Consider the following 13,189-nt stretch of genomic DNA (forward strand, 5'->3'; position numbering starts at 1 on the left):
CGCCGAAACGACCAGGGAGCACCAGAATGGGATCGATTGTCGTGCTGGGAGGTGCAGGCGGCGTTGGTCGCGTCGCCGTCGAGGCCTTGACGGTATTGCCGGACAGCTCCTCGATCGTCGTGGCCGATGCCCGGCCCGAGGCAGTCAGGTCCGTGATCGACGAGCTCGGCGACCCTCGCCTGGCGGCGGCGACCGTGGACGTCACCAACCAGGCCGCATTGGCGTCGTTCCTTGGCGGGGCCGACGTGGTGCTCAACTGCGTGGGACCGTTTTACCGGTTCGGTCCACCCACCCTGGCCGCCGCCATCGAGGCCGGGGTGAACTACGTGGACATCTGCGATGACCTAGATGCCACCCGGGCCATGATGGCACTTGACGACGACGCACGGTCGGCCGGAGTCACGGCCCTGATCGGCATGGGCAACTCTCCCGGCCTTGCCAACATCTTCGTCAAGATGTGCGCCGAACAGCTCTTGGACGAGCTGCACACGGCCGAGATCTGCCACGTACACGGCGGCGAAACCAGCGAGGGTGCCGCGGTGCTCAAGCACCGCATTCACGCCATGGTCGACCCGGTGCCGCTGTTCATCGACGGAGAGTTCGTCGAGGTCCATCAGCTCGACGACGACGGGGCGCGCCATGTGCGTGAGATCGACTTTGCCGGTGTTGGCCCCACAGTCGTTCACCCCTACCCCCACCCCGAGACCATCACGCTGCCGGCGGCATTCCCGACCCTCACCCGGGCCACCAACCTGGGGTCGGTGTATCCGTTGGCGTACTTCGCCATGACCCAGGCGCTGGTTCGCTCGGGTATGGCCGACGATCGGCCGATCAGCCTGCTCGACACCGCCGGCACGCAGGTGCAGGTGGCCCCCATCGACGCCACCGTTGCCCTACTCCAGCGGGAACGGCCACGCCTCCTCGCGGAGGCCGGGGTCACAGAGCCGGGCGGCTGCCTGCGCGTGCAGGTGACCGGCGTGGTCGATGGCGAACCCCACACCTACGTGTGTTCATTGAACTCACAAGGGGCGGGTGCGGGCGAAGGCACCGGCATACCGGCGGCGCTTGGCGCAGCCCTGATGCAACGAGGCATCCTCGGCGAGACTCCGGGCGTGTATCCACCCGAGGCGATCGTGCCGGTTGACGACATTCTGAATCTGGCGAGCACCGTGGTGAGCACCCTCGGCATCGGTCGCGCCGGCGCCGGACACGGCGCCGCAGGGATCCCTTTAACCATCGAACACACCAGCCCGGACGGAACCACCGAGATCATCCCGATGGCGCTGGGCTGAGCCTTGAACGGAGCAACTTGATGACCATCTCGACACCGAGCAACCCCGCATCCTCCACAACGCCGGGGCCTGACGATCCGGTGGTATTGGCGGTGGACCTGGGTACTGGCGGCCCCAAGGTCGCGCTCGTGTCATTGGGTGGTCCGATCATCGGGTCCGCCTATCGCCGGGTGGAGCCGAAGGTGGCCTCGGACGGCACCGCCACCCAATCGCCGGACGAATGGTGGACCGCGGTCACCGACGGCGCTGCCGAACTGACCGCAGCTCACCCCAAGGCCGCAGCGGCCCTGGTGGCGGTCGCGGTTACCGGCCAGTGGGGATCCACCGTACCGGTGGACGCCACCGGCCATGCCGTGGGCGACTGCATGTCGTGGATGGACACCCGAGGCGCCGCCCTGGCAGCCGCGCAGGTGGGGGGCCGGGTCAAAATCGAGGGATTCGGCCCAACGAAGGCACTGCGCTGGATCCACCGCTCGGGTGGCGCCCCCAGCACCGAGGGCAACGATCCATTGGGCCACCGCCTCTACATGGCCACCCATCAGCAGGACCTGTACAACCGGACCGCAGCCTTCGTCGAACCCCTCGACTACCTCGTTGGCCGATTCACCGGCCGGGTGGCGGCATCGCGCCCCTCGATGGCCCTGTCGTGGCTCACCGACAACCGGGGAGACGACACGTGCTCCTACGATCCCAAGTTGGTCGCCCTGGCGGGCACGGATCCAGCCAAACTGCCGCCCCTGCTGGCGGCCGGCTCGGTGGTGGGAACCGTGCTGGCGGAGGTGGCCGCGGTAATGGGCATCGCCTCGGACCTCCCGGTACTGACCGCCATTCCCGACCTGCATGCCGTCACGCTCGGCTCTGGAGCGATCGGCGATTACGAAGGACACGTGTCGATCTCAACGTCGGCGTGGATCGGCTGTCACGCACCCTCCAAGAAAACGTCCCTCATGAAGATGATGGCCACCATCCCGGCCGCTTTGCCCGGTCGTTACGTGCTGGCAAACAACCACGACACCGCAGGCGTGTGCCTCGAGTGGGCACGGGGGCTGCTGGTCAACCCCACCGATGGCCTCACAACCCCGATCACCGAGTCTTACGAGGACCTGGTCGCCGTCGCAGCCACGGCGGAGCCCGGCAGCGGCGGCGTGTTGTTTGCTCCTTGGCTCAACGGTGAACGGTCGCCCGTGGCCGATGCCAACCTGCGAGGCGGATTCCACGGACTGTCGTTGTCGACCACCCGGGCGGATCTGATCCGGTCGGTACTCGAGGGCGTGGCCCACAACGCGAGGTGGCTGCTCGAAGAGTCCGAGAAGTTCCTTGGCTCGTCGCTGGGTGAGCTGCGGGGCGTCGGGGGCGGCGCACAGTCCGACCTCTGGTGTCAGATCCACGCAGACGTGATGAACCGTCCCATCCACCGCATCGAGGCCCCGCTGATGGCCACCGTACGCGGCGCCGCGCTGTTTGCCGGGGTCTCACTGGGCCTCATCAGCACCGATGACATCGCCTCGGTGGTGCCGGTTGAACGCGTGTTCCGACCAGACCCGTCCACCCGGCACGTCTACGACGCCATGTACGCCGAGTTCCTCAAGCTGCATAAGATCGAAGCCAAGATGTACACACGGCTGGCCAAGCTGAGATGACCACCGAGGTGCTGGCCCCGCCGACCCACGGCCCGTCGATCGACCTGTTCGGCCGCACCTATCCCGTTGCGCTGCCAAGGCGGGGCGACCCACGCCTGGCGGTGGCGGCGGTGATCATCAGCGTGCAGATCCTGGGCCAGACCGTGCTGGGCTTCAACCTGTCGATCGCCCAGATTTTGATCTCGATCGGCGTTGCCGGGGGGCTCGACCTGGTGCTGGTGGCGTGGGAGCAGGGCATCATCGCGTGGCCCGCCTCGGCGTTGCTCACCGGCAATGGCGTCGCGCTGATCATGCGGGTCCCGGGCACCGAGCACGGCGACTGGTGGAGCACCCGGGGCTGGCCGATCTTCGCCTCCACCGCTGCGGTGGCCGTGCTGTCGAAGTACGTCACCCGGGTCGGGGGTCGACCACTGCTCAACCCATCCAATGGTGCGTTGGTTGTGGCGTTCCTCCTGTTCGGCTCCAACCTGGCCGACCCGCAGGACCTCTGGTGGGGGCCATGGTCGTTGGGGCTGGCGCTGACCTACGTGATCATCGTGGGTGCCGGGGTGGCCCTGACCCGACGAATCGGCACCCAGCGCGTGGTGTGGCCGTTCGTCATCACCTACGCGACGTCGTTGGCCATCGTTGCCGCGTCCGGCCACTCGATGACCGCCCGCTGGAGCGTCGGCCCGGTGACCGGATGGAGTTGGTGGTGGATCGTCGTCGCATCGCCAGAGGTGTTCATCTTCTTGTTCTTCATGATCACCGACCCCCCCACAGCGGCGAAGGGCAAGGTGGGCGGCGCCGTCTACGGGGCCGTCGTCGGTCTGCTCGCCGCCACGCTCATGGCGGCTCAGGGCACCGAGTTCGCCACCAAGGTGGCCTTGCTCGGCGCCCTCACGCTGGTGTGCTTGTTCCGCCCACTCATCGAGCGACTCACACCAAGCCCCGGCGACCCGAGCGACGATGTTCGGGCCGGTCTTGGGCGCTTGGCACACCGAGTCGGCCCGGGCCACCCCCGTGTCACCGCAGCAGCCATGTCCGGGGTGGCTGTGCTGCTGGCCGCCGCCATGCTCACCGGCGCCGGCATGGGGCAGCGGACGCCCGTCTCCGCAGCCGAGGTTGCACGGCCCGACGTGTCATCACTGGTCGGCACTCCGCCAAAGGCCACCCTGGACCCCTCGGTGGCCGAACTGATCCCCGGGTTCGACCAGGCCCAGGCCGACCAACTGGTCAACGACCTGGCTGCCGATCTGGTGATCGAGGCCGAGGCCATCGACGCCGGTGAACCCGCACCGTTGGCTTCGGCGCTCATCGGGCCACGGCTGGAGGCGGCCCGAGTCGCCATCGACCCCACCCTCGCCACGCCTACCGACACGTCCTCGGAGCCCGGAAGCACCAACCTGCCCGGCAGCCTCCCAGGCGTTGAGGAGCCTGCGGGCACCCCACCCACCCCGGGCCAACGTGTGGGCCTGAAGGAGGCCAAGGTGACCATCGTTCGCACCAGCGACAGTCCTCAGGCACTCCCCAGCCTTGCGGTGCTCGCCGATGGCACCGCCGATGATGTCGAGTTCTCCTCGGCGTTCGTCATGACCAAGCCCGGTGATTCCTACCTGCTGGTCGACGTGGTCGACCCGACCACCCTGCCCGGCAGCTGACCGACGGTCGAAACCATCGGGTTGCCACGGCGGACCGGAGTAGACCGCTTGGCTTCAGGGCAGCCACTCGACTCCGGAACACCCAGCCGTGGTCGGTAGGCTGGTCGGCACAACGTGCCGAAGAGCACACCCCCCCCCCACATGGACACATGGAGCGACACATGGCTGATCTCGGATTCGACAACAAGGTGGCGATCATCACCGGCGCCGGCGGTGGGCTGGGCCGCCAACATGCCCTGGAGCTCGCCCGGCGCGGCGCACGCATCGTGGTCAACGACCTCGGTGGTTCGTTGGACGGCGTCGGGCACGCGGATGGGCCCGCCGACCAGGTCGTCGCCGAGATCGAGGCTCTGGGAGGCGAAGCCATCGCCAACACCGACTCGGTGGCCACCCCCGAGGGCGGCGAGGCCATCGTCGCCTCTGCGGTCGAGGCCTTCGGCACCGTCGACATCGTGATCAACAACGCAGGCATCCTGCGTGACAAGACGTTCCACAACATGACCCCGGAACTGATCGACGCCGTCATCGACGTGCACCTGCGCGGCGCCTTCTACACCACGCTTCCCGCCTACAAGATCATGCGCGAGAAGAACTACGGCCGCATCGTCAACACCACCTCCAACAGCGGCCTGCTCGGCAACTTCGGCCAAAGCAACTACGGCGCCGCCAAGCTGGGCCTGGTTGGCTTCACGCGGGTGCTGGCCAACGAGGGCGCCAAGCGCAACATCAAGGTCAACGCCATTGCACCCGTCGCCAAGACCCGCATGACCGAGGAACTGTTTGGCGCCGCCGGCGACCTGATGGCCCCAGAGGCCATCTCCCCCACCGTGGCATGGCTGGCCCACGAGGACGTGCCGGTGTCCGGCGAGGTGTTCTCCGTGGCCGGTGGATACGTGGCCCGCTACTTCATCGGCCTCACCGAGGGCTGGTTCTCGCCCGGCCACACCGTGGAGGATGTGCGCGACAACTTCGAAGCGATCCGCGACGATTCCAATTACGACATCTTCGCCGACCCGTCCGGCGAGCTCATGAAGCTCATGGGCCTGCTGAGCCCCTCCGAGGACTGAGCCCACGCAAGACCTTCTGGGAAGCAACTCGTTGTGGGTTCTTGTTACCGAGACTCGAGGTCGATCGGCGAGCCCGATCGGGTGACGGTGTCGTCGACCCGTTGGTACAAGCCCGCTGCGGTGAACAGCTGAACCCGGGTGGTTCCCGCCGAACCCCCGGGCGAGCTCACCACCACATCCGGGACACCGTCGCCATCGGCATCCAACCACTCCACGTCGACGACCAGCGAGCGCGGCACCGACACGCCCAATGGGAATGCCGCTGCGCCTCTCAACGAGGCCCATACTTGTGAGCTGTCTGCCGTGCGGCCCGTGACCGCCAGGCGTTCCACCAGGATTTCCCCTGCACGTGGCTTGGAGGCTCCTTTGACGACCGGGTCGGGAAGCACCGCCGCCTGCACCTCGCGAAGGTCGTCCGACTGTGGGAGGTTCACCACCGGAAGCGGCTTGGACGGATCGGCGTTCTCGAAGCCGGTGGCCGCCCAGCCATCGTCGGACCGAACGAGCACCACCAGGTCATCGTCGCCATCGCCGTCGACATCCCCCAGGTCAACCGGGAGCGTCCCAGGCGCGACAGCTCCCCCGGGGGGCCTGGCCACCGCGGCGGTGCCGTCGGGCAGGCTCCAGTGCAGCCGGCCGAACGGATCGGCGTGCACAAGAATCGGCGCTGAGGCATGGCCGTCGTTCGGGTAGTGCTGCAACGTGGCTGGAGAGCGACCGAGCCACCACCTCGACACAACCGTGTCCCTCGGCGGCACCGACGAACCGGTTGCGGGAGCGGACGTCGAAGTCGAAGTCGAAGTCGAAGTCGAAGTCGATGTCGGCGCCCCAAGGGTGACCGATGTACTGGTGACGGCGGCGGTTGTTGTGCTGGTGCTGGTGCTGGTGGCAGTGGGGTCAACACCGTCGGCCCTTCCCGGCAGCGGACCGGTGGCTGCGAAGCTCACCGCCTTGGCCGACGCCGGTGGCCCGATCATGCCATCCCAGCCCTGGGGCACCACCACGTCGCGACAGCCCAGGTCGGTCCCCTTGCCGAACCCCACCGGGGGTGCCTCGACACACACCGACGCAGGGCCGGGATGGGCGGGCACCACCTGATCGACCCCGTTCTTCAGGTCGGGGCGGGAACCCAGAACCGAAAGGAGATCGGACCGGATCACGTCGGGTTGAAGTTTGGTCGCATCCCCCCGGATCGACGCGTTCATCGACGGGTCTCCATCCGGGTCGCTCACCCAACCCGTGATCTGCACACCACCCTCGACGGCCTCAACCCGGTCGAGGGCCGATCTGGTGTCGTGCAACGTCGATTCCGGCAACCGCTCGCCTCCTACGCTCGCCCCTCCCCAGTCGACGAAGGCAACGGTCACGTACAGGTCGACGCCGTCATCGACGGCACCGACTGCGACGTGGCTGTAGGGTCCCAGCACGTTGTCGCGGTGCTTGGGGGAATCGTAAAAGGCCTGGTCCAAGGCGGTCAGCACCGCTGGTCCCAACACCTGCGCCGATCCGGAATGTCCGACGTTCTCACCGGTGAGGACCCACGGCAGTCCTGGCACCGAGCCGGGATACGGGCTGAGGTCGGCTCGGTGCGAGATTCCGTCGGCCGCCGCCTGATGCTGTGCCCACTCCCGAGCAGCGGGGATCACCTGGGGTGCGAGCAGTAAGGGGCGCAGCCCCGCCTGTTGACGCCGCTGGTTGACCAACCAGGCCAGGTCCTCCTCGACGGCTGCCCGGTCCTCGACGCCGATCCGCCCCGGCGGGACCGGCGCCGAATGAGCTGCTCCACCCACAGCCGGGATGAGGGTCGAGCCCTCCGCTCCCGCCGGGTTGATCGTCACCGCCAGCGCCACGCACGCCAGAGTCACCGCCGCGATCGCCCCACGCCGGACCAAGGAACGGTTGCGGTCAGTTGGCGCGATACCAGGCAACATCGGAGGGCTCCAGCGGGGTGTTGCCCAGGATCAGATCGGCAGCCTTCTCGGCCAGCATCATCACCGGGGCGTAGATGTTCCCGTTGGTCACATACGGCATGGAAGAAGCATCCACCACCCGCAAGCCCTGCGTGCCGCGGACCCGCAACGTGTCCGGGTCCAACACCGATGTTTCGTCGGTACCCATACGGGCGGTACACGACGGATGCAACGCCGTCTCTGCGTCCTTGGCCACCCACTCCAGGATCTGCTCGTCCGTCTTCACCGTCGGGCCGGGCGAGAGTTCGCCGCCATCAAAGGGCCCAAAGGCATCCTGGCTCAAAATATTGCGGGTCACCCGGATCGCCTCCACCCACTCACGCCGGTCCTGTTCGGTCGACAGGTAGTTGAACCGGATCGCCGGGTGTGTCCGCGGGTCGGTACTGGTGATCCTCACGGTGCCCCGCACGTCGGAGTACATCGGCCCGACGTGCACCTGATAGCCGTGCCCCTTGGTTGGGGTGGTGCCGTCGTAGCGGATCGCAAGCGGAAGGAAGTGGTACATGAGGTTGGGGTAGGCCACCTCATCGTTGCTGCGCACAAACCCGCCGGCTTCGAACTGGTTGGAGGTGGCCGGGCCCTTGCGGAACAGCCATTGGAGGCCGATCCACGGGCGCCGCCACTTGGACAGGTGAGGCTGCATCGACACCGGCTGGGTCGACGAGTGCTGGATGTACACCTCCAGGTGGTCCTGCAGGTTGGCGCCGACACCGGGCACGTCGGCAACCACGTCAATCCCGAGACTCCGCAGATGTTCCGCTTCGCCCACGCCGGAGAGCTGGAGCAGTTGCGGCGAGTTGAACGCGCCTCCGCACAGGATCACCTCGGCTGCGTTGGCGGTGTGGCGTTTGCGCCCGGCGGTGAAGTTGACCCCGGTGGCGCAGGTACCGTCGAAGTTGATGGTGGTGGCCATGGCCCGCGTGACCACGGTGAGGTTGGTCCGGCTCATCACCGGGTGGAGGTAGGCCCGGGCTGCAGAGAGGCGGCGGCCCCTATGCACGTTGCGATCGAACTCGGCGAAACCCTCCTGCTGATAGCCGTTGACATCGCTGGTGCGGGGGTAGCCGGCCTGCCCCGTGGCCTCGAAGAACGCCTGGCACAGCGGGTTGGCTGCATCGGCCCGTTCGAGGATCAAGGGCCCGTCGTCGCCCCGATAGTCGTCGCCGCCCGCCAGGGTGGTCTCCATACGTTTGAAGTACGGCAGGCAGTGGGCGTAGTCCCAACGTTGCATGCCCGGGTCGGCCGCCCACCGCTCATAGTCCATCGGGTTGCCGCGCTGGAAGATCATCCCATTGATCGACGATGACCCACCCAGCACCTTGCCGCGAGCGTGGTACACCCGGCGCCCGCCCATGTGGGGCTCGGGTTCGGTCTCGTACTTCCAGTCGTAAAGGCGGCTGCCGATCGGAAACGAGAACGCCGCCGGCATGTGGATGAACACGTCCCACTTCGAGTCGTTACGGCCCGCCTCCAGCACCAGCACCTTGGTGGCCGGGTCGGCCGACAAACGGTTGGCCAACGCGGAGCCGGCGGAGCCGCCGCCGACGATCACGTAGTCCCAATCGGTCGACTCGATGTCGCTGGTGGTGCTCATCTGCTGATCCTCCTGCCTCCGCTGAAGAAGCGAACGCTGTGGTCTCGTGCGCTCATCAGTACGGCGCCTCGACATCGCCGGTCTCCACATAGACGGCCTTGCGTTGGGTGTAATGCTCGAATGCCGCCATCGAGTTCTCTCGCCCGATACCCGACCAGTTGACCCCTCCGAACGGCATCTCAATCGGGGTCAGGTTGTAATTGTTGATCCACACGGTTCCTGCTTGCAGCGCCGCCGCCACCCGATGCCCCCGGGAGAGGTCCCGGGTGAACACGCCGGCCGCCAACCCGTAGGGAGTGGCGTTGGCACGGGCGATCACCTCGTCCTCGTCATCGAAGACGAGGACGGCCATGACCGGCCCGAAGATCTCGTCGGTGACGATCGTCATGGCGTCGGTGCATTCGGTAAACACGGTGGGCTCCACGAAGTATCCGTCGGCCATGGCACCCTCGGTGCGGCGGGCTCCGCCGACGGCCACGGTGGCGCCGGCCGCCTTCCCGGCCGCCATATAGCCGGCGACCTTGGCCAGATGATCGGCGCTGATCAGTGCCCCCACGTCGGTGGTCGGGTCCAGCGGGTCGCCCACCACCATCTTTTCGGTGCGCTCCACCAGCTTGGCGACGAACTCATCGTGGATGCCGGCCTGCACGAACACCCGGGTGCCGTTGGAGCACACCTCGCCCTGCGTGTAGAAGTTGCCCATCAGCGCACCCGAAACCGCGTTGTCGACGTCGGCGTCGTCGAAGACGACCAGCGGCGATTTGCCACCGAGTTCCAGGGTGACGGCCTTCAGCGTTTCCGCGGCCGCCGCCATGACCGCCTTGCCGGTGCCCACCTCACCGGTGAGGCTCACCTTGGCAACGTCCAGGTGGGCCACGAGCGCCCGTCCGGTTCGGGCGTCGCCCTGCACCACGTTGAACACCCCGGGAGGGACGCCCGCCTCGGTATAGATCGCCGCCAATTCCAGCGCCGACAACGGGGTCAGCTCGGCCGGTTTGAAAACCATCGTGTTTCCGGCAGCCAACGCCGGAGCCGACTTCCAGCACGCGATCTGGATCGGATAGTTCCAGGCGCCGATGCCGGCACACACACCCAGCGGTTCGCGTCGCACGTAGACGAAGTTGTCGCCCAAGGTGACATGCTCGCCGGTCAACGTGGCTGCCGCCCCTGCGAAGTACTCGATGGCGTCGGCCCCGGACAGCACGTCCACTGTGGAGGCCTCGGCGATCGGCTTTCCGGTGTCGGCCACCTCGATGCGGGCCAACTCCTCGTTGCGTTCACGCAGCAGCGCCGCAGCCCGATTGAGGATGCGTCCCCGCTCGGCGCCGGTGCGGGCGGCCCAGGCAGGAAACGCCGCCCGGGCCGAGGCAACCGCCAGGTCGACGTCAGCATCGCTCGCCTGATGCACCTGAGCGAGCACCGCGCCGGTGGCCGGGTTGAACGTGGGAAACCGCTCTCCCGAGGTGGCGCCAGTCGTGTGACCATCGACATAGAGCTGGGCCTCCGCCTCAATTCCAGCCGTGCTCGCAGCGGTCGTTGATGGCTCACCGGGCGTATCGCTCATACGGCCGACCCTACCGGTCCTGGCTTCGGCACCGAACGTGTCGCAGCGCCGGCCGGGCGCCGACGACGCAGGATTCGGCACCCTGCGAGCGGACCCACCGGTACGCTGCGAGCCATGAGTCACCAGCCGCTTTCCCACCAGGTGAACCCTCGCGACGTGCTGGCGCTGGATGCGCTGTTGAACCAGGACGAGGTTCTGCTGCGCGATACCGTCCGACGGTTCGTCGGCGATCGGATCCTGCCCGAAGTCGCCGACTGGTACGAGCGCGGCACGTTTCCCAAGGAGATGGCGCTCGAATTCGGCAGGCTTGGCCTGCTCGGCATGCACCTGGAGGGGTACGGCTGTGCCGGCACCAGCGCCACCGCCTACGGGCTGGCCTGCCTGGAGCTGGAGGCGGGCGATTCCGGTGCCCGCAGCTTCGTATCGGTGCAGGGCAGCCTGGCGATGTTCCCCATCTGGGCCTTCGGGTCCGAGGACCAGAAGCAGCGCTGGCTGCCGGCGATGGCGACCGGCGAGGCAATCGGCTGCTTCGGGCTGACCGAACCCGACTCCGGCTCCGACCCCAGCTCGATGCGCACCTTCGCCAAGCAGCAGCCCGGCGGCGACTGGATCCTCAACGGCACCAAGATGTGGATCACCAACGGCTCGGTCGCCGACGTGGCCGTGGTGTGGGCGGGCACCGACGATGGGGTGCGCGGCTTTGTCGTCCCCACCGACACGCCCGGATTCTCGGCCCCGGAGATCCACCGGAAGGTGTCGCTGCGGGCGTCGATCACCTCCGAGCTGGTCATGGACAACGTGCGGCTTCCGGCCGACGCGGTGCTGCCCGGCGTACGAGGCATGAAGGGGCCGCTGTCGTGCCTCAACGAGGCCCGATTCGGCATCCTCTTCGGTGCCTGCGGCGCCGCCCGTGCCTGTTACGAGGCGGCGTTGGACTACGCCGGCGAGCGGGTGCAGTTCGACCGGCCGATCTCGTCGTTCCAGCTGACCCAGCGCAAGCTGGTCGAGATGATGGTGGCGGTCCAACGGGGCACGCTCGTGGCGATGCACCTTGGCAGGATGAAAGACGCCGGCACCCTGGCCACGCCGCACGTCAGCTTCGGCAAGATGGACAACGTGGCCATGGCCAGGGAGGTGGCCGGCACCGCCCGGTCGGTGCTGGGTGCCAACGGCATCACGCTGGAGTACCCGGTGATGCGCCACATGAACAACCTGGAGTCGGTGTACACCTACGAGGGCACCAACGAGATCCACACGCTGATCCTCGGCCAGGCCATCACCGGCCAGGCTGCCTTCTCATGAGCGCCGAGACCGGACGTCCGCTGCCCGGTCACCCAACTCCCGGCCACCCAACCGCGATCATCACGTCGGCCGACGGCCTCGAGTTGGCGCTGTGGCACCTCGGCGGCGAGGGGCCGCCGCTGTTGCTGGCCCACGCCACCGGGTTTGCCGGCGGGATCTGGCAGCCGGTTGCCGCCCACCTGACCGACGGTGCCTCGTGCTGGGCGGTCGACTTTCGGGGCCACGGCCACTCCCCCGCCAAGCCGGACGACATGGTGTGGACCCGGGTTACCGAGGACGCCATCGCCGCCGCCGAGTACATCGTCGAGGCCACCGGCACCCCGGTCGGCGCCGCCGGGCACTCGATGGGCGGAGCAGCCGTGCTGGCTGCCGCCGCACGTCGCCCCGAGCTGTTCACCGCACTTTGGGCCTACGAGCCGATCATCTTTCCTCCCGCCGAGGAGCTGGGCATCCCTCCGGGAGCCGACCTGCCCGACCCCGAGGACAGCCCGCTGGCGGTCGGCGCCCTGCGCCGCCGCTCAACCTTCGACAGTCGCATCGTGGCCCGCACCAACTTCTCCACCAAGGCCCCGCTCAACGTGTTCTCGGCGGCGGCGATGGAGGCCTACCTCACCTGGGGGTTCGCCCCGGCCGACCCCGCCTCGGATCAACCCGACGGGCCGATCTGCCTGCGCTGCACCCCCGAGGTGGAATCCCGCACCTACGTCGAGGGGTCGAGGCATTCGTTCTGGAGCGAGGTGCCCTCGATCGAACGTCCGGTCACTGTGGCACTGGGACGAGTCGAGAGCTTCACGCCGTCGGGCTTTGCCGGCCACATCGCCAATCACATCCCCGGCGCCATGCTGGAGCCGCACCCCGACCTGGGTCACTTCGGCCCCATGCAGGTGCCCGACGCCATCGCCGGCTCGATCACTGCAGCGTTGTTGCCGGTCTGACGGCGCGCCCGCAGTGATGGCACCCATGCTCGATCTGGGTGTGATCGCTGTGGACCGGGTCACAGCGATCACACCCAGATCGACCGCGGGTGGCTTTACTGTGCGGGCCGGACCGGCACTCAGCATGTCGGCCCCGTCCACCAAGTGCTCCTCAGCGCCGCCGTAGCCGGCAATGCCTGGGCATG

Annotated in this window: 9 protein-coding genes; 6 read left to right on the forward strand and 3 right to left on the reverse strand. The window is 67.7% G+C overall.

The window, feature by feature from the left end; genetic code table 11:
- The first annotated feature begins 26 nt into the window (after positions 1-26).
- The 4 genes from MPARV_RS0101675 (at position 27) to MPARV_RS20625 (ending at position 5,639) form a co-directional block, all read left to right on the forward strand.
- On the forward strand, positions 27-1,292 hold the full coding sequence (locus MPARV_RS0101675; protein ID WP_081582029.1) for a saccharopine dehydrogenase family protein: 1,266 nt from the start codon (positions 27-29) through the stop codon (positions 1,290-1,292).
- 20 nt (positions 1,293-1,312) lie between these two features.
- Entirely contained in the window at positions 1,313-2,932 is a 1,620-nt protein-coding gene (locus MPARV_RS0101680) for a xylulokinase (RefSeq protein WP_020377002.1), read from the forward strand.
- Entirely contained in the window at positions 2,929-4,572 is a 1,644-nt protein-coding gene (locus tag MPARV_RS0101685; RefSeq protein WP_020377003.1) for an RnfABCDGE type electron transport complex subunit D, read from the forward strand. Before MPARV_RS0101680 ends, MPARV_RS0101685 begins: the two co-directional genes overlap by 4 nt.
- Positions 4,573-4,733: 161 nt before the next feature.
- Positions 4,734-5,639 (forward strand): SDR family oxidoreductase, encoded by a 906-nt coding sequence (locus MPARV_RS20625; protein ID WP_051011914.1) that lies wholly within the window; start codon positions 4,734-4,736, stop codon positions 5,637-5,639.
- Between the two features lie 44 nt (positions 5,640-5,683).
- Here the strand turns inward: MPARV_RS20625 and MPARV_RS0101695 are convergent, their stop codons facing one another.
- From MPARV_RS0101695 to betB, 3 genes are read right to left on the reverse strand one after another with little or no spacing between them, the layout of a single operon-like run.
- Entirely contained in the window at positions 5,684-7,504 is a 1,821-nt protein-coding gene (locus tag MPARV_RS0101695; protein ID WP_157789416.1) for a CAP domain-containing protein, read from the reverse strand.
- 40 nt (positions 7,505-7,544) lie between these two features.
- Positions 7,545-9,203 (reverse strand): choline dehydrogenase, encoded by a 1,659-nt coding sequence (gene betA, locus MPARV_RS0101700; RefSeq protein WP_020377005.1) that lies wholly within the window; start codon positions 9,201-9,203, stop codon positions 7,545-7,547.
- 55 nt (positions 9,204-9,258) lie between these two features.
- Complete coding sequence (betB, locus tag MPARV_RS0101705; RefSeq protein WP_020377006.1) at positions 9,259-10,767, reverse strand: betaine-aldehyde dehydrogenase; 1,509 nt, start codon at positions 10,765-10,767, stop codon at positions 9,259-9,261.
- Positions 10,768-10,881: 114 nt separating this feature from the next.
- On the opposite strand from betB, the gene MPARV_RS0101710 reads away from it, so the two are divergent.
- Together MPARV_RS0101710 and MPARV_RS0101715 are read left to right on the forward strand one after the other, a co-directional pair.
- The gene (locus MPARV_RS0101710; protein WP_031277023.1) at positions 10,882-12,069 is read left to right on the forward strand and encodes an acyl-CoA dehydrogenase family protein; all 1,188 of its coding nucleotides are present in this window, start codon (positions 10,882-10,884) and stop codon (positions 12,067-12,069) included.
- Complete coding sequence (locus MPARV_RS0101715) at positions 12,066-13,004, forward strand: alpha/beta fold hydrolase (RefSeq protein WP_020377008.1); 939 nt, start codon at positions 12,066-12,068, stop codon at positions 13,002-13,004. Before MPARV_RS0101710 ends, MPARV_RS0101715 begins: the two co-directional genes overlap by 4 nt.
- Positions 13,005-13,189 lie beyond the last annotated feature (185 nt).

This window comes from Candidatus Microthrix parvicella Bio17-1, from assembly GCF_000299415.1.
GTDB lineage: Bacteria > Actinomycetota > Acidimicrobiia > Acidimicrobiales > Microtrichaceae > Microthrix > Microthrix parvicella.